The organism is Pseudomonas sp. DL (genome assembly GCF_047199225.1).
In the GTDB taxonomy this organism is placed as follows: Bacteria; Pseudomonadota; Gammaproteobacteria; order Pseudomonadales; family Pseudomonadaceae; genus Pseudomonas; species Pseudomonas aeruginosa.
The window spans coordinates 3,316,098-3,332,860 of the sequence record NZ_CP178323.1 but is presented as its reverse complement, the minus strand read 5'-3'; the positions used below and the strand labels follow the sequence as shown (position 1 = coordinate 3,332,860).

Here is a 16,763-nt window from a genome sequence, read left to right as displayed (position 1 = left end):
ATGGGCGGCTACCTGTTGCGCCGCCTGGCGCTGATCCTGCCGACCCTGCTGGGCATCCTGCTGATCAACTTCGCCATCGTCCAGGCCGCACCCGGCGGGCCGGTGGATCAGGCCATCGCGCGCCTGCAGGGCGTCGACGGCGGCGGTCCGCTGGGGCGTGGCGGGGAGGGTGGGCATGGCGCTCTGGAACCGCAGCGCCACGGCGAGACCGGCATCGATCCGCAGCTGGTGGCCGCCCTGGAGCGCCAGTACGGCTTCGACAAGCCGCCGCTGCAACGGCTCTGGCTGATGCTGTCGAGCTACGCCCGGCTGGATTTCGGCGAGAGCTTCTACCGCGACGCGCGGGTCATCGACCTGATCGCCGAGAAGCTGCCGGTCTCGCTGTCCCTGGGCTTGTGGGCGACACTGATCACCTACCTGGTGTCGATTCCCCTGGGGGTGGCCAAGGCGGTGCGCCACGGCAGCGCCTTCGACCTGTGGAGCAGCGCGCTGGTGGTGGTCGGCTATGCGGTGCCCGGCTTCCTCTTCGCCATCGTCCTGATCGTGCTGTTCGCCGGCGGCAGCTACCTGGACTGGTTCCCCCTGCGCGGCCTGGCTTCCGAGGGCGCCGAGCGCCTCGGCCCGCTGGCGCGCTTCGCCGATTACCTCTGGCACCTGGCGCTGCCGGTGGGTTCGCTGGTGGTCGGCGGTTTCGCCACCCTGACCCTGCTGACCAAGAACAGCTTCCTCGACGAGATATCCAGGCAGTACGTCGCCACCGCTCGCGCCAAAGGGCTCAGCGAGCGCCGGGTGCTCTACGGCCATGTGTTCCGCAACGCCATGTTGCTGGTGGTGGCCGGGCTGCCGGCGGCGCTGGTCTCGGTGTTCTTCACCGGGTCGCTGCTGATCGAGGTGCTGTTCTCCCTCGACGGCCTCGGCCTGATGGGCTACGAAGCGGCGCTCGGCCGCGACTACCCGGTGGTGTTCGGCAGCCTGTTCATCTTCACCCTGCTCGGGTTGCTGGTGAAGCTGGCCGGCGACCTGGCCTACAGCCTGGTCGACCCGCGCATCGACTTCGCCGCGAGGAGACAGTGAGATGGCCATCGTCCTTTCCCCGCTGCACCGCCGCCGCCTCGCCGCGTTCCGCGCCAACCGCCGCGGGCGCCTGGCGCTGCGGCTGTTCCTCGCGCTGTTCGTCACCTGCCTGTTCGCCGAGCTGATCGCCAACGACCGCCCGCTGCTGCTGGAATACCGTGGCCAGTGGTTCCTGCCGGTGCTGCGGGACTATCCGGAAACCGCCTTCGGCGGCGAGCTGCCGTTCCCGCCGGACTACCGCGGCCGCTTCATGAGCGAACGCATCGCCCGCGACGGCTGGGCGCTGTGGCCGCCGATCCGCTTCGACGCGCGCAGCATCAACTACGCGCGCCCGGCGCCGGCGCCGCCCTCGGCGGAGAACTGGCTGGGCACCGACGACCAGGGCCGCGACGTGCTCGCGCGGGTGATCTACGGCCTGCGCCTGTCGATCCTCTTCGCCCTCGGCCTGACCCTGGCCTCGTCGTTGCTGGGAATCTGCGCCGGCGCGGTGCAGGGCTACTACGGCGGCTGGATCGACCTGTTCGGCCAGCGCTTCATCGAGGTCTGGTCGGGTCTGCCGATGCTTTACCTGCTGATCATCCTCGCCAGCCTGGTGCAGCCCGGGGTCGGCTGGCTGCTGGCGATCATGCTGCTGTTCTCCTGGACCAGCCTGGTCGACGTGGTTCGCGCCGAGTTCCTGCGCGGTCGTCACCTGGAGTACGTCAAGGCGGCGCGGACCCTCGGCCTCGGCGACGCCGGGGTGATGTTCCGGCACATCCTGCCCAACGCCATGGTCGCGACCCTGACCTTCCTGCCGTTCCTGCTCTGTGGCGCGGTGACCACCCTGACCGCCCTGGACTTCCTCGGTTTCGGCCTGCCGCCCGGCTCGCCGAGCCTTGGCGAACTGGTCGGGCAGGGCCGTGACAACCTCCAGGCGCCCTGGCTCGGGCTGACCGTGTTCGTGGTCCTGGCGACCTTGCTCAGCCTGCTGGTGTTCATCGGCGAAGCGGTGCGCGACGCCTTCGATCCGAGGACATGAGATGAACCGGGAACTGTTGCGAGTGGAAAACCTGAGCGTCGCCTATGGCGACACGCAGGTCGTGAAGGGGATCGACTTCAGCCTGCGCGCCGGCGAGACCCTGGCCCTGGTTGGCGAGTCCGGCTCCGGCAAGTCGCAGACCGCCCACGCCCTGCTGCGCCTGCTGCCGGGCGCGGCGCGCCTGGGCGGCAGCGTGCGCCTGGACGGCGAGGAACTGCTCGCCCTGTCGCCGCAGGCATTGCTGGCGATTCGTGGGCAGCGCATCGGCATGGTGTTCCAGGAGCCGATGACCTCGCTCAATCCATTGCAGCGCATCGGCCGCCAGGTCGGCGAGGGCCTGCGCCTGCATCGCCGCCTGCGTGGCGCCGCGCTGCGCGGGCGGGTACTGGAACTGCTCGAACTGGCCGGCCTCGAGCAGCCGCGACGCCTGCTCGAGGCCTATCCGCACCAGCTCTCCGGCGGCCAGCGACAGCGAGTGATGCTGGCCATGGCGCTGGCTTGCGAGCCGCAACTGCTGATCGCCGACGAACCGACCACAGCTCTCGACGTCACCGTGCAGAAACGCCTCCTGGAGCTGCTGCAAAGCTTGCAGCGACGGCTGGGCATGGGGATCCTGCTGATCAGCCACGACCTCAACCTGGTGCGCCGGGTCGCCGATCGGGTCTGCGTGATGCGCGATGGCCAGATCGTCGAGGAGAACGCCTGCGAGACGCTGTTCCGCTCGCCCCGGCATCCCTACACGCGCCTGCTGATCGAGGCCGAGCCGGGTGGGCTGGCGGAGCCGGTGGCGTGCCGCGAGACCTGCCTGGAGGTGCGCGCGCTGAGCCTCGACTACCCCGCGCCCGGCGGCTGGCTGCGCCGGCGCGCGGGACTGCGCGCGGTGCACGAGGTCAGCCTGCGGCTGCGCCGTGGCAGCACCCTGGGGATCGTCGGCGAAAGCGGTTCGGGCAAGTCCTCCCTCGGCCAGGCGCTGCTGCGCCTGTTGCCGGCCGAAGGGCAGATCCTGTTCCAGGGCGAGCGCCTCGACCGGCTGCACGGCAAGCGCCTGTTGCCATTGCGCCGGCAGTTCCAGGCGGTGTTCCAGGACCCCTACGGCAGCCTCAACCCGCGCCTTAGCGTGGAACAGATCGTCGGCGAAGGCCTGCGTATCCATGGCATCGGCGATGCCGGCGAACGCCGCGCGCGGGTGCTGGAGGCACTGCGCGAGGTCGGTCTCGACGAGCCTTGCCTGGAACGCTATCCCCACGAGTTTTCCGGCGGCCAGCGCCAGCGCATCGCCATCGCCCGCGCGCTGGTGCTGAAGCCGGCGCTGATCCTGCTCGACGAACCGACCTCGGCGCTCGACCGCAGCGTGCAGTGCCAGGTGGTCGAGCTGCTGCGTCGGTTGCAGCGTCGCCACGGGCTGAGCTACCTGTTCATCAGCCACGACCTGGCCGTGGTACGCGCCCTGGCCCACGACATCCTGGTGCTCAAGGACGGCCGGGTGGTGGAGCAGGGCAGCGCCGCTGCGCTGTTCAGCCAGCCGCGCCACCCCTATACCCGCGAGTTGCTCGGAGCGATACCCGCGCTGCGCCTGGAAGAGCATCTGCGGGTGGCCGGGCTGGGAATCTGAGGCGGGAAACCATGCTGACTCTAAGGATGTTCCGAAAGGTTCTTTCCAGACGCCCCGGCGCTTTTCTTAAGATCGGCCTGCGGGCCCGTCAGGGACAAGGAGCCATGTCGGCTTCCGGGTCCGTCCGATCGATTGGGGGAATGCGATGAGTTCGTTACCGTTGTACTTCGATTACGCCGCCACCACGCCCGTGGACGAGCGCGTGATCCGGGCCATGGTGGAGTGTCTCGGCTACCAGGCGTGTTTTGGCAATCCCGCGTCGAATTCCCATGCCTACGGCCGCCAGGCGCGGCGGGCAGTGGAGCGGGCCAGGGAGCAGGTGGCCGCGCTGGTCGGCGCCAGCGCCGGGCAGATCGTCTGGACTTCCGGCGCCACCGAATCCAACAACCTGGCCCTCAAGGGCGTGGCCCAGGCGCTGGACGCACCCGGCCACCTGATCACCAGTCGCCTGGAGCACAAGGCGGTGCTGGACACCGTGCAGCAACTTGCCGATGACGGCTGGAGCGTGACCTGGCTGGCGCCCGGCACCGATGGCCTGATCCGGCCGGAACAGGTGGAGGCGGCCTGGCGCGCCGATACCCGCCTGGTGTCGCTGATGCGGGTCAACAACGAACTCGGCACCCTGACCGACATCGCCGCCATCGGCGAACGGGTGCGCGAGCGCGGCGCGCTGTTCCACGTCGACGCGGCGCAGGCCAGCGGCAAGGTGGCGATCGACCTGGGCCGCCTGGCGGTGGACCTGATGTCGTTCTCCGCACACAAGACCTACGGGCCCAAGGGCATCGGCGCGTTGTACGTCGGGCCGCGCGCCGAGCGGCGGCTGAAGGCGCAGATCCACGGCGGCGGACACGAGCAGGGCCTGCGTTCCGGGACCCTGGCGACCCACCAGATCGTCGGTATGGGCGAGGCCTTCGCCCTCGCCGGCGAGCTTTTCGAGGAGGAGGGCAGGCGCATCGCCGGACTCCAGCGGCGTCTGCTGGAGGGGCTGGCGCAGATCGACGGCTGGCGCCTGAACGGCAGCGCCGACGCACGCATCGCGCATACCCTGAACCTGACCTTCGACAACCCGGCCTTTGTCCCCCAGGCACTGGAGTCCAGCCTGGCGGTGTCCAGCACCTCGGCCTGCAACTCGGCGCGGCCGGCGCCGTCCCACGTGCTTCTCGCCCTCGGCCACGATGCCGCCAGCGCTGGCCGCAGCGTGCGCCTGAGCCTCGGTCGCTACACCCGCGAGGCCGACGTCGACGCGGCGGTGGCCGCCCTCAAGGCCGCGGCGGATAGTGGCGCGCCGGCGTGGCAGCCGTTCCTCGGGGTATCCAGGGCAGGCTGAGCGGCCGGCTCGACCCGCCCTCGCCGAAGCCAGGGGCTGCGGATAACCGCGAAGCGGTTATTCGCCCTGCGGCTCCAGGGGCTTTTCGTCTTTGCCGCCATTTCCCGGCAATGTGCGCTTGGCGGATCATCCAGGTTGGGTATCATGCGTCGCCATTCCCATCCACCGCCGACGGAAGTCAGGCTTTGCCTGCGTGAGCCCAATGGACGATCTCTCCCCCGATTCCGCCTTGCCGCCTGCCGGCAGCGCCCAGGACAACGACGCGCCGCGCCAGTTGGTGGTCTGCATCGACGGAACCTCGAACCGCTTCGGCGACCAGCCGACCAACGTGGTGCGCCTCTACCGCTCGCTGTCGCGCGATCCGCGCAGGGTGCTGGCCTACTACGACCAGGGCGTCGGCACCTTCGGCCTGAAGGAAACCCTGTTCGAGTGGCAGAAGTTTCCCTCGCGGATCGCCGGCCTGGCCTTCGGCTGGGGGCTCAAGCGCAACGTCGAGGGCGCCTATCGCTTCCTCGCCGAGCACTACCGGCCCGGCGACCAGATATTCCTCTTCGGCTTTTCCCGCGGGGCCTACGCGGTGCGCGTGCTGGCCGCGATGCTGCGCGCGGTGGGCCTGATCGATGCGCATCAGCCGCACCTCTTCGACTACGCCTGGACCCTGCTCACCACCCGCATGCCGCCCCGCGACGAAGACAAGCGGGCCGGCACGCGTCGCCGCGGACCGGACTTCGGCCTGCTGGGACGCTTCCGCAAGGTCTTCGGCCGGCAGGTGAAGGTGCATTTCCTCGGCCTGTTCGACACCGTGACCTCGGTGGGCTGGGTCTACGACCCGCTGACCGTGCCGTATTCCTCGAACAACGAAATGGTCGACGTGGTCCGCCAGGCCCTGGCCATCGACGAATGCCGCTGCTTCTTCCGGCAGAACCTCTGGTTCGGCGAGAAGGACCGCAAGTCCGACGTGTTGCAGGTGTGGTTCCCCGGCATGCACTCCGATGTCGGCGGTGGCTATGCGCCGAAGGACTCGCGGCTGGCTCTGGTGGCCTTTACCTGGATGCTCGGCGAGGCGCTGGAGGCCGGCCTGCATGTCGACCCGGCGCGCAGCCGCGACCAGTTGCGCGCACGTTCGAAGCAGGGCCCGGACCCGACCGCGCCGATCCTGCCGGTGATGACCCGGCCCTGGCGCCTGGCCGAGTGGCTGCCGCTGCTGGTCTGGGACCGCCGCAGCGGCAACCGCGCCTGGCGCTGGTCGCGTGGCCGGCCGCGCTCGCGGCCGCTGGAACCGGTCGGGCAGGAAACCCGGGTCAAGCTGCACCGTTCGGTGCAGCGGCGGCTGGACGAATGCCCCGACTACCGGCCGTGCAACCTGCCAGCGCTGGAACGCTGCGACCTCATCGACGATTCGCCGTTGCTCGACGGCTACCGCTAGCGGCTGGCCGCGATCGCGTTCAGAACCACATGCGGATACCGGCGACGAAGCGCGCCTCGTCGTCGTCCTCGCCCTCGGCGCGGGCCAGGTCGGCGCTGTTGCCGTAGGAGCGGTTCCAGGTCACCCCGATGTAGGGCGCGAACTCGCGACGGATCTCGTAGCGCAGGCGCAGGCCCAGCTCGCTATCGGCAAGGCCCGAACCGATGCCGTGGGCGGGATCGTTCCTGCCGTACAGGTTGACCTCGGCGCTGGGCTGGAGGATCAGCCGGTTGGTCAACAGGATGTCGTACTCGCCCTCCAGGCGCAGCGCGCTCTGGCCGTTCTCGCCGAGGAAGGCGGTGACTTCCGCCTCGAAGTCGTAGAGCGCCAGGCCCTGCACGCCGAACGCCGCCCAGGTCTGCGGCGAGCCGGGCTTGAAATCCTGGCGCACGCCGGCGACCAGGTCCCACCAGGGACCGATGGCGTGCCCGAACAGCGCCTGGACCTCGGCGTCCTCGGTCTTGCCGTCGAGCCGTTCGCCTTCGCTGCGCAGCCACAGGCGGTTGATGTCGCCGCCGATCCAGCCGCTGGCGTCCCAGGCCAGCGCGCTGCCGTCGTCGGCGTCCTGGTATTCCAACTGGTCGAGCAGGAAGAAGCTGTTCAGCGCGCTGTCGTGCACCTTGTGCCCCTCCAGCGGCGGAAAGGCGGCACGGCGGTCGGCCTCGGTCGGCACCGGGATCGGCGTACGGCTCTGGCTGGGCGCGGCCTGCGCCGGAGGTTGCCGCGCAGCGCGGCTCATCCCCGGCATCCGGCCATGGTCCATTCCCTGGTGCTCCATGGGCTGTGCCGGGGCGGGCGATGCGGCGCCGTGGTCCATCCCCGGCATCCGGCCATGCCCCATCCCCTGGTGGTCCATGGGTTTCGCCGGGGCGGAGGTCCTCTGGCCGTGGTCCATGCCAGGCATCGCGCCGTGGTCCATGGCCGAGTGGTCCATGCCATTGTCCTGCGCGGCCTCGACGGGATTCGGCAGGCCCAGCAGCAGACCCAGGGCGAGGGCACCGCCGGCCAGGCGGGCGGGTTTCGGCTGGCGGCTCATGCGTTGTCTCCTTCGTCTACCCGCACTTCGCGGAACATGCCCATCTCCATGTGGAACAGCAGGTGGCAGTGATAGGCCCAGCGTCCCAGGGCGTCGGCGGTGACCCGGTAGCTGCGGCGGGTGCCCGGCGGCATGTCGATGGTGTGCTTGCGCACCAGGAAATTGCCTTGCTCGTCCTCCAGGTCGCTCCACATGCCGTGCAGGTGGATCGGGTGGGTCATCATGGTGTCGTTGACCAGGACGATCCGCAGGCGCTCGCCGTAGGTCAGGCGTAGCGGCTCGGCGTCGGAGAACTTGATGCCGTCGAAGGACCAGGCGAACTTCTCCATGTGCCCGGTCAGGTGCAGCTCGATGGTGCGCCCCGGTTCGCGGCCGTCCGGGTCGGCGAAGCGGCTGCGCAGGTCGGCGTAGGTCAGCACCCGCCGCCCGTTGTCGCGCAGCCCGAGGCCGGGGTCGGCGAGCTTCGGTGTCGGCGTCATGGTCTGCATGTCGACCAGCGGGTTGCCGTCCTCCGAAGCCGGATGGGACTGCATCGGCATGGTGTCCATGCCCATCCTGGAGTGGTCCATGCCGGCCATCTTGGAGTGGTCCATGCCGTTCATGTCCATGCCGGCCATCTTCGAATGGTCCATGCCATTCATGTCCATGCCCGACATCTTCGAATGGTCCATCTCGCTGGCGGGCCTCGTCGCCGCGCCATGCCCCATGGCGCCGTGGTCCATGCCGCCCATGCCCATGTCGTCCATGCCGATCAGCGGGCGCGGATCGGGCGTCGGCACCGGCGCGCTAAGCCCTTCGGCCAGCGCCAGGGTGCCGCGGGCGTAGCCGCTGCGGTCCATGGACTGGGCGAAGAGGGTATAGGCGTGCTCGCCGCCCGGTTCGACGATCACGTCGTAGGTCTCGGCCACGGCGATGCGCAACTCGTCGACGCTGACCGGCTCGACGTGCTGTCCGTCGGCGGCCACCACGGTCATCTTCAGGCCGGGAATGCGGACGTCGAAATAGCTCATCGCCGAGGCGTTGACGAAGCGCAGGCGGAGCTTTTCGCCGGGGCGGAACAGGCCGGTCCAGTTGCCGTCCGGCGGCTGTCCGTTGAGCAGGTAGGTATAGGTGTAGCCGCTGACGTCGGCGAGATCGGTGGGACTCATCTTCATCTCGGCCCACATCTTGCGGTCGGCCAGGGTCGCGGCCCAGCCGTTGGCGCTGACGTCGTCGATGAAGTCGCCGACGGTGCGCTTGTGGAAGTTGTAGTAGTCGGACTGCTTCTTCAGCTTGGCGAGGATGCGCTGCGGCTTCTCGTCCGACCAGTCGCTGAGCAGCACCACGTAGTCGCGGTCGTAGCTGAACGGTTCCGGCTCGCGGGCGTCGATCACCAGGGCGCCGTAGACCCCGGCCTGCTCCTGTAGCCCCGAGTGGCTGTGGTACCAGTAGGTGCCGTTCTGCCGGACCTTGAAGCGGTATTCGTAGAGACCGCCGGGAGCGATGCCCTCGAAGCTGAGGCCCGGCACGCCATCCATGTTGGCCGGCAGGATGATGCCGTGCCAGTGGATCGAGGTGTCCTCGGCGAGGCGGTTGCGCACCCGCAGGGTCACGTTGTCGCCTTCGCGCCAGCGCAGGGTCGGGCCGGGCAGCGAACCGTTGATGGTCATGGCGGTGGCCGGCGAGCCGCTGAGGTTCACCGGGGTCTCGCCGATGAACAGGTCGAAACTGTCGCCGGCGAGCAGGTTCTGCTGGCCCGGCCCGGCCAGGGCCCAGGCCGGGGCGCGCCAGAGACCCAGTCCGCCGAGCAGACCGGTGGCGGCGAGGCCTTTGACGAAGGTGCGTCGCGAAGTTCTGTGCATCCGCTGGTTTCCACGCAGGTGGCAGGACGGACTGCGCGAGCCTGCGCAGCCGGGAGGTCGCGGCCCCGCCAGGGCGGTGCGGCGATGCGGACACCCTAGCGGCGCGCGCCTGTCGGCAAGCTGTGGGGAAGATTACAGTGCTGTCAGCTCAGCGCGGCGGGTTCACCAGGTGGCGGTCGAAACCGCGCGCCACCAGGCGTTCCCAGGCGTCCATGACCTGCGCCGGGATCGGGCAGGCGACCTGGAAGCCCAGCGCCGGGTAACGCATGATGCGGTCAAGGTCGCCGACCATCTCGTCGATCACCCCGAGTACGCCGACCAGGTTCGAGATGCCGTCGGGAAATGCGTAGTCGGGCGCATCCACGTGTCCCTCCAGACCCGGCCAGCGGACCGGCAGGGTCAGCGCCACGCGGCGGATCGAGTTGGGCTTGGTGACGAAGGTCGCGCGGCGCAGGTCGGGGAACAGCTCGCGGGCGAAGGCGATGTTCTCGGCGAAGTTGGTCGCCCGCGGCTCGATCACGATGAGGCTGTCGCTTACCCCGCGTGCCCTGGCATGGCGGGCGAACAGCTCGGCTTCCGGCTCGACCCAGAGATGGCGCGTCCAGTGCCCGGTGTTGCCGGTGAACAGCAGGCGTTCGGCGAGGCCGCGTTCGAGCAGTTCGCAGGCGTGGTCGCAGACTCGCAGGTCGTAGGAGCCGCATACCACCAGCAGTTCGCAGGGCACATGGCAGCGGCCCTGGCCGAGGAAGTCCCAGAGCAGCCGGGCATCTTGCAGGGTCGGGCTCATGGGACGCCAACGCTCCTCTCGCTGCCGGTCGTGGCGGGGTGCCGATGCTGGCAGTACAGCCGGTCGTCTTCGCGGACGATCCGTAGCTCGCGGAAATCCCGGACCGACCAGCGCGCGCCGGCGGCGAGCAGGCCGCTCTCCTCGCCGATCGCCACGCAGGTCGCGCCGGCGGCACAGGCGGCCTGCACGCCGCTGAGGGAGTCTTCGAACACCAGGCAGCGCGACGGTGCCACGCCGAGCCTGGCCGCGGCCAGGCGATAGCCATCCGGAGCCGGCTTGCCGTGGACCACGTCGTCGCGGCTGACCAGGGTGCGGAACGCCGCCTGCAGGTCGTGCTGGCGCAGCACGTGGTCGATGCGTGCCGGCCAACTGCTGGTGACCAGCGCCAAGGGCACGTCCAGCCAACGCAGCTGGCGGATCACCGCGGCGACGCCGGGCAGCAGGGGACAGTCGGCGCCTTCCTCCAGCGCATCGACCCGTTGCTTGAGGATCCGCCGGCGCTCCATCGGCAGGTGGCCGAACAGATAGTCCAGGGTGTAGCCGCCCGGGCGACCGTGCACGTGGTCGCGCAGGCAGTCCGGGCCGAGCGCCACGCCCTGTTCGCCGGCGACCCGGCTCCAGGCCGCGGCGATGGCTTCGCGGGAGCTGATCAGGACGCCGTCCATGTCAAACAGAACGGCTGAAAACGCTAGTCGATGCATCTCGGGCACTCTGTAGGGCAAGCCAGACCAGGACCGCGCCGCCGAGGGCGAACAGCGCCATGATCAGATAGGACCACTGCGGCAGGCCTTCGTACAGCCAGCCGGCGGCCGGACTGGCGAGGCCCATGGGCAGCGCTACCGCCAGAGAGTAGTAGATCCCCTGGGTCAGTACCCGCGCGCTTTCCGGCGCGTGGTCGCGGATGTAACGCATCACCGCGGCGTGGTAGGCGGCGAAGCTGAGGGCGTGCAGGCACTGGCCGAGGAGGATCGCGGCGAGGTGTTCGCTGCCGGCCAGCAGGCCCCAGCGCAGCGCCGCGCAAAGGCTGGAGAAGAGCATCACCTGGAGCGCCGGGTGGCGGTCCAGGATGCGGTTGGAGACGGCGAAGAAGCTGATCTCGGCGATCACCGCCAGGCCCCAGAAGGCGCCGACCGAGAACGACGAGTAGCCCAGCGTCTGCCAGCCCAGCGAGGCGGTGGTGAAGTACAGCGAGTGGCTCAGTTGGATCATTCCCGCCGCGGCGATGGCCAGCAGCAGGGGGCGTTGCCGGAGGATCCCGCGCAGGTCGGGACGGCGCCTGGCGCCCGGCAGCGGCGAGTCCGGACGGCGCAGGCTGCGGCGACGGAGGAGCAGGCAGGCCAGCGCGGTGAGCAGCATCGTCAGGCCGACCAGGGCGGGCACCAGTTGCTGGCCGAACCGACCGAGCAGCAGGCCGCCCAGGGTCGCGGTGAGGATGAAGGCCAGCGAACCGACTGCGCGTACCCGCCCGTAGTTCTGCAGGGCGGCCTTGTCGCGCTTGAGCAGGTAGGATTCGGTGAGCGGCAGCACGCTGGTCCAGAACGCGCCGTAGAGCACGCTCAGGGCGATGAACAGGGGCAGGCCCTCGGTCAGCTGGAACAGCAGGGCGCAGGCGCCGGCCAGGGCCGCCAGCAGGGTCGCCAGGCGCAACTGGTCGATGCGCCAGTCGGCCACGTAGGTCAGCGCCACCCCGGCGATCACCTGCGGCCAGTAGGCCGCGGCGATCAACAGGCCGATCTGGCTGGCGCCGAAGCCCAGGCTGGCCAGCCAGGTCGGCCAGAACGGATAGATCAGCCCCTCGGCGGCGAAGTAGCCGGAAAAGATCAGGTACATGCCGGTTCCCGCGTCGCCGTGCCGGTTCGCTGCGGTTTGCGCCTCACTCGAAGCGCGCCCTGGCGAAGGCGTTCTCGCCCTTGCGCCAGACCAGCAGGGACTCGCCCAGCACCACCAGGTCGACCATGCCGTCCTCCAGCGCGCCGAGGGCGTCCTGCGGGGCGCAGACGATCGGTTCCTCGTGGCGGTTGAAGGAGGTGTTGATCAGCGCCGGCTGGCCGCTGCGGGCATGCCAGGCATGCAGCAGGGCGTGCATGAACGGATCGGCCTGCGGCCGGATGATCTGCGGCCGCGCGGTGCCGTCGACATGCACCACCGCCGGGCAGCGCGCGCGGAAATCCGCATGGCAGTCGTAGGTCATGGTCATGTAGTCGGCCGCCACCTGGTCTTCACGCCAGCCAACGTAGCAAGCCTCGGCGTGTTCTACCGCGGTGACCGGGGCGAATGGCATGAACTCGGTGCGTTCCATGCGCTGATTGAGCCAGTCGTTGGCGCTGGCATCGCCGGGATGGTAGACGATGCTGCGGTTGCACAAGGCGCGCGGGCCGAACTCCATGCGGCCCTTGAACATGCCCAGCACCTGGTTTTCCCGCAGCGCTTCGACCAGCGTCTCGATCAGGTTGGCCGGCCGGCTGTAGGCCAGTTGCGGGTACTGGCTGGCGATCAGCTCGGCATTCTGCGCGGCGCTGCGCGCGTCCGGCCCGAGGGCCATGCTCGGCGCCGGGAAGCGCGTACCGTTCTCGCGATAGGCCACCGCCACCGCCGCGGCCAGGGCCAGGCCGCCGTCGCCCATGCAGGGCAGCACGTAGACATCGCGGACCCCGGGGATCTCGCGCAGGCGCTGGTTCAGCTTGACGTTGCCGAACACCCCGCCGGCCAGGCACAGGTTGGCGCAGCCGGTGCGCGCCACGTGCTCCCGGGCGATGGCCACCAGCAGGTCTTCGGAGTGCCGTTGCGCGGCGGCGGCGACATCCGCCGGGCGTTCCGCCGCGCAGCGTTGCAGCAGCGGATCGCTGTAGCCGTCGTAGGAGGGCAGGTACAGTTCGCCGCAGCGGGCGCGCAGGCGGCCGTTCTCCAGGCGGATCATGTCGTTCATCAGCGGCAGCAGCTTTTCCGCGTCGCCGAACGCCGCCAGGCCGGTGATCTTGCCTTCGTGGCGGTTCGGCTTGAAGCCGAGCAGGCGGGTGATGCGCCCGTAGAAGTAGCCCAGGCTGTCGACGCTGGTCTCGCGTTGCAGGACCGTCTCGCCGCCGTCGGCGCGGTAGTGGGTGACGGTGAGCGACTGGAAGTCGCCGCGGCCGTCGCAGGTGAGGGTCAGCGCCTCGTCGAACGGCGAGCAGACGAACGCGCCGAGGGCGTGGCATTCGTGATGGTCGATGTACTCGACCTTGCCGCGCAGGCCGTTGGCGCGGACGAAGGCATCGAATTCGCCGCGCTTGGCCTTGTCGTTGGCCATTTCGTCGGCGATCCGCTTGCGCAGGTGCGGCAGGCCCTCGGGACGCTCGCGGGCTTCCTCGAGGACCCGGTCCAGATAGAGGTCGAGGTGCCGCCCGGCGTCGAACCCGGCGTTCCAGCCGTAGGCGATGCGGTCGATGTCGGCCAGGTCGATGCCGGCCTCGCCGAGCACATAGTCGATGGAGCGGCTCGGCCAGGCCTTGTGGTCCTTCTGGCGGGTGAAGCGCTCCTCGCTGGCGGCGGCGACGATCCCGCCGTCGCGCACCAGGCAGGCGCCGGCCAGGTCGTTGTTGGTGATCCCGAGAATGATCATGCGGTGTCCTCTTGCGCGAACGGGTGGGGGGCGAGAGGCGTAATAGGTTGCATGGCACCGGGAGCCCAACAACCTGCCAGATCTGGTCGCCTGCGAAATCTGGCAGGGCTACCGGATCTGGTAGCTGGACAGCCGTCGACGGGCTTGCCGGCCATACCGGCCGGGCGCCCGCGCCGGCATCAGAAGCTGTAGCTGAGGCGGCCGAACAGGATGCGCCCGTAGGGATCGGTGTAGCGCGGGTCGTAGCCGCTCTGGAAGGTGTAGGTCTGGTTGCTGAACGGCGGTTCGCGGTCGAACAGGTTCTTCACCCCGAGGGTCAGCCCCAGCGCGTGGCTGAGGCGGTAGCTGCCGGCCAGGTCCCAGAGGTTCCACGAGCCGACCTTGCCGTGGCTGGCGCGGTCGTAGTCGTTGTAGCCGCTGGTGTAGCGGTTGCTCAGGGTGGCCTGCCAGGCGTCGCGGCTCCAGGTGGCGTTGGCGACGTGCTTCCAGCGGGCGATCACGCCGACGCCCTGGAAGTCGCCGACATTGTCCAGGTACTGGCCGCCGATCTGCTGCTGGAAGTCGTAGCGGGACACGTAGGTGCCTTGCAGGTCGAGCCCGAACTGCCCGTAGCGGCTGGCCGGGAAACGATAATCGAGGCTCAGGTCGACGCCGCTGGTCTTTACCTTGCCGAGGTTGGCCAGTCCGGTGACGACGTGATCGATCGAGCCGTCGGCCTTGCGCACGATGCGTCCGGCGTAGGCCTGCGGGTCGGCGAAGATCGCCGCTTCGGGAAACTCGGCGATCTGGTTGGCGATCCTGATCCACCAGAAGTCCAGGCCGACGGAAAGGTCGCGCAGCGGCTGGTAGACCAGGCCCAGGGTAACGTTGCGCGCGGTTTCCGGTCGCAGGTCGGTATTGCCGCCGGTGGCGTTGTAGAACTGCTGGGCGCAGTCGCGGTTGGCGATGCCGCCCTGGCTCGGCTGGCCGCCGGCGCACAGGCGCGGGTCGTCGTAGTTGGCGCTGGTATAGGTGGTGAAGGTCGGGTTGTACAGTTCGTACAGCGACGGCGCACGGAAACCTTCGCTGTAGGCGCCGCGCAGGACCAACTGGCGGAACGGCTGGAAGCGGAACGAATATTTCGGGTTGCTGGTGCTGCCGAAGTCGCTGTACTTGTCGTGGCGGATCGCCGCGCTGAGTTCCAGGCTGTCCAGCACCGGCACGTTGAGTTCGGCGTACTGCGCCTTCAGGTTGCGCTCGCCGCTGACCGTGGCGGCGGGATCGACGCCGAGGCTCTGCACGTTGCCGGCGAAGTCCTGGATGTCCTGGTGGAACGCTTCCTTGCGGAACTCGCCGCCCAGCGCCAGGGCCGCCGGCCCGGCGCCGAACCAGTCGCCGATCTCCCGGCTGGCGCGGGCGTCCAGGCCCTTGACGCGGCCGACCGAGGTACGGAAGTCGCCGCTCAGGGCATGGCTGCCGAGGTAGGCGAGGCCGGCGTCGGTCTGCGGCCCGAACGGGTTCAGCGTCCCGTTGGCGATGCCGAGGGCGGCGGCGCGATCATCGACGTAGCCGCTGTGGATATGGTCGACCACCTTGTTCTGGTTGTACGAGGCGCCGATATCGTAGTCCCAGTCGGCGAACTGGCCGTCGAAGCCGAGCAGCAGGCGCTGGCCGGTGTTCTGCGAGGATTGCAGGCGCGGCCCGAGCACGCTCTGTCGCCAGTTGACCTCCACCGGCCGGCTCGGGTCGAGGACGAAGCCGCCGGGTCCGGGAGTGATGCCGTTGCCGGGATAGAAGGCGGTGCCGGGATCGATCTGCAGGCCGGTGAGGGTCCCTGGGCCGACCTGGGTAGCGTTGTCGTTGCGCGACCAGAAGTACTCCAGGCTGACGTTGTGCTCGTCGGCCAGCTTGCCGGTGGCGCGGCTGAACACCGAGGTCTTCTCGGTTTCCGGCACCAGGTCGAGGTAGCGCCACAGGCTCTGCCGGCAGATGCCGTTGCGCGGAATCAGGTCGGCGCCCTTGCAACAGCCGGCGGCCAGCGGATTGCTGGCGTTGGCGCCCTGGCTCCAGTTGCCGGGGAAGGCGGTTCCGGAACTGTAGTCGAGGCCGCGTCCCGGCTGGTAGTTGTAGGTGTAGCCACGGTCCTTGGCGCCGAGGCGCTCCTGCTTGTCGTAGTTGGCCACCGCGAAGACATTGAAGCGATCCTCCTCCAGCTCGCCGAAGCCCCAGCTAGCGCTGACGTTGCGCTGGTTGCCGCCGCCGTCGTGGGTGGGGGAGGCGTAGCCGCTGTCGAAGCGGCCTTCGTTCAGGCTCTTGCGGGTGATGAAGTTGATCACCCCGCCGATGGCATCGGTGCCGTACAGCGCGGAGGCGCCGTCGCGCAGCACCTCGACCCGGTCGATGGCGGCGAAGGGAATGGTGTTGAGATCCACCGCGGAGCCGTCGATGGCATTGTTCGCCAGGCGCCGGTCGTTGAGCAGCACCAGGGTCTTGTTCGCGCCGATTCCGCGCAGGTCGGCGAACGAGGCGCCGCCGGTGGCGCTGCCGACCGAGCGACTGGAGTTGTATACGCCCTGGTTGCCGGAAAGCCGGCCGATCAGTTCCTCGGTGCTGGTCACGCCCTGTTGGCGCAGCTCCTCGGCGCGCAGGACGCTGATCGGCACCGCGGTTTCCGCATCGACCCGGCGGATCGCGCTGCCGGTCACCTCGATTCGTTGCAACTGGGCCGTGGGCGGGTCGACAGGCGCCTGTTCCTCCGCCGCGGCGGCGCTGCCGGGAGCGAGCTGCAGGGCCAGCAGCAGGGCGGCGCCCAGCGGCGCGTCGGTGTGGAGCGATCGGTGCATGGTCGGGGCATCCCTTGTTCCGGTGTGTCCAGGGATGTCCGTCGAGCCGGGGGATTTTCCAGGGACGGCTTAGACCTTTGCGCCATGAGTTTATGTCCGCTGGGAACAAGCCCTGCCGTCGCGCCTTTCGTCGGCGGGCCGGAGCGGCAGAACCAGTCCCCTCTGCCGAGGTCGAAAAGCAGG

12 protein-coding genes are annotated in these 16,763 nt (G+C 69.3%); 5 read left to right on the top strand and 7 right to left on the bottom strand.

Annotation, left to right across the window (positions count from 1 at the left end; translation table 11 throughout):
- The 5 genes from ACI766_RS15435 (at position 1) to ACI766_RS15415 (ending at position 6,457) form a co-directional block, all read left to right on the top strand.
- Complete coding sequence (locus tag ACI766_RS15435; protein WP_023086306.1) at positions 1 to 1,074, top strand: microcin C ABC transporter permease YejB; 1,074 nt, start codon at positions 1 to 3, stop codon at positions 1,072 to 1,074.
- Between the two features lies 1 nt (position 1,075).
- On the top strand, positions 1,076 to 2,092 hold the full coding sequence (locus ACI766_RS15430) for an ABC transporter permease (RefSeq protein ID WP_003103639.1): 1,017 nt from the start codon (positions 1,076 to 1,078) through the stop codon (positions 2,090 to 2,092).
- 1 nt (position 2,093) lies between these two features.
- Positions 2,094 to 3,704, top strand: coding sequence for an ABC transporter ATP-binding protein (locus ACI766_RS15425; protein ID WP_034010721.1), 1,611 nt, complete (start codon positions 2,094 to 2,096; stop codon positions 3,702 to 3,704).
- A 145-nt stretch (positions 3,705 to 3,849) separates the two neighbouring features.
- Entirely contained in the window at positions 3,850 to 5,031 is a 1,182-nt protein-coding gene (locus tag ACI766_RS15420) for an aminotransferase class V-fold PLP-dependent enzyme (RefSeq protein WP_003120247.1), read from the top strand.
- 202 nt (positions 5,032 to 5,233) lie between these two features.
- Entirely contained in the window at positions 5,234 to 6,457 is a 1,224-nt protein-coding gene (locus ACI766_RS15415; protein ID WP_003088736.1) for a DUF2235 domain-containing protein, read from the top strand.
- Between the two features lie 19 nt (positions 6,458 to 6,476).
- On the opposite strand, the gene ACI766_RS15410 is transcribed toward ACI766_RS15415, so the two are convergent.
- The 7 genes from ACI766_RS15410 to ACI766_RS15380 all read right to left on the bottom strand — a co-directional run bounded on the left by ACI766_RS15410 (position 6,477) and on the right by ACI766_RS15380 (position 16,580).
- Positions 6,477 to 7,532, bottom strand: a complete 1,056-nt coding sequence (locus ACI766_RS15410; RefSeq protein ID WP_023131119.1) for a copper resistance protein B — start codon at positions 7,530 to 7,532, stop codon at positions 6,477 to 6,479.
- Positions 7,529 to 9,373 (bottom strand): copper resistance system multicopper oxidase, encoded by a 1,845-nt coding sequence (locus tag ACI766_RS15405; RefSeq protein WP_087823895.1) that lies wholly within the window; start codon positions 9,371 to 9,373, stop codon positions 7,529 to 7,531. The genes ACI766_RS15410 and ACI766_RS15405 overlap by 4 nt, the downstream gene beginning before the upstream one ends.
- A 148-nt stretch (positions 9,374 to 9,521) precedes the next feature.
- The gene (locus tag ACI766_RS15400; protein ID WP_003088740.1) at positions 9,522 to 10,160 is read right to left on the bottom strand and encodes a YdcF family protein; all 639 of its coding nucleotides are present in this window, start codon (positions 10,158 to 10,160) and stop codon (positions 9,522 to 9,524) included.
- On the bottom strand, positions 10,157 to 10,825 hold the full coding sequence (locus tag ACI766_RS15395) for an HAD family hydrolase (RefSeq protein ID WP_003103648.1): 669 nt from the start codon (positions 10,823 to 10,825) through the stop codon (positions 10,157 to 10,159). The genes ACI766_RS15400 and ACI766_RS15395 overlap by 4 nt, the downstream gene beginning before the upstream one ends.
- 1 nt (position 10,826) lies before the next feature.
- Positions 10,827 to 11,990, bottom strand: coding sequence for an MFS transporter (locus ACI766_RS15390; RefSeq protein ID WP_087823896.1), 1,164 nt, complete (start codon positions 11,988 to 11,990; stop codon positions 10,827 to 10,829).
- Between the two features lie 43 nt (positions 11,991 to 12,033).
- Positions 12,034 to 13,758, bottom strand: coding sequence for a carbamoyltransferase (locus ACI766_RS15385; RefSeq protein WP_015648711.1), 1,725 nt, complete (start codon positions 13,756 to 13,758; stop codon positions 12,034 to 12,036).
- A gap of 179 nt (positions 13,759 to 13,937) precedes the next feature.
- Positions 13,938 to 16,580 carry a TonB-dependent receptor gene (locus tag ACI766_RS15380; RefSeq protein ID WP_412828458.1) on the bottom strand — a complete coding sequence of 881 codons (2,643 nt, stop codon included), beginning with the start codon at positions 16,578 to 16,580 and terminating at the stop codon, positions 13,938 to 13,940.
- Positions 16,581 to 16,763: the final 183 nt, after the last annotated feature.

Coding starts and splice junctions, on each gene's coding strand:
- ACI766_RS15435 (WP_023086306.1), top strand. CDS start 1: ATGGGCGGCTACCTGTTGCGCCGCCTGGCGCTGATCCTGCCGACCCTG.
- ACI766_RS15430 (WP_003103639.1), top strand. CDS start 1,076: ATGGCCATCGTCCTTTCCCCGCTGCACCGCCGCCGCCTCGCCGCGTTC.
- ACI766_RS15425 (WP_034010721.1), top strand. CDS start 2,094: ATGAACCGGGAACTGTTGCGAGTGGAAAACCTGAGCGTCGCCTATGGC.
- ACI766_RS15420 (WP_003120247.1), top strand. CDS start 3,850: ATGAGTTCGTTACCGTTGTACTTCGATTACGCCGCCACCACGCCCGTG.
- ACI766_RS15415 (WP_003088736.1), top strand. CDS start 5,234: ATGGACGATCTCTCCCCCGATTCCGCCTTGCCGCCTGCCGGCAGCGCC.
- ACI766_RS15410 (WP_023131119.1), bottom strand. CDS start 7,532: ATGAGCCGCCAGCCGAAACCCGCCCGCCTGGCCGGCGGTGCCCTCGCC.
- ACI766_RS15405 (WP_087823895.1), bottom strand. CDS start 9,373: ATGCACAGAACTTCGCGACGCACCTTCGTCAAAGGCCTCGCCGCCACC.
- ACI766_RS15400 (WP_003088740.1), bottom strand. CDS start 10,160: ATGAGCCCGACCCTGCAAGATGCCCGGCTGCTCTGGGACTTCCTCGGC.
- ACI766_RS15395 (WP_003103648.1), bottom strand. CDS start 10,825: ATGGACGGCGTCCTGATCAGCTCCCGCGAAGCCATCGCCGCGGCCTGG.
- ACI766_RS15390 (WP_087823896.1), bottom strand. CDS start 11,990: ATGTACCTGATCTTTTCCGGCTACTTCGCCGCCGAGGGGCTGATCTAT.
- ACI766_RS15385 (WP_015648711.1), bottom strand. CDS start 13,758: ATGATCATTCTCGGGATCACCAACAACGACCTGGCCGGCGCCTGCCTG.
- ACI766_RS15380 (WP_412828458.1), bottom strand. CDS start 16,580: ATGCACCGATCGCTCCACACCGACGCGCCGCTGGGCGCCGCCCTGCTG.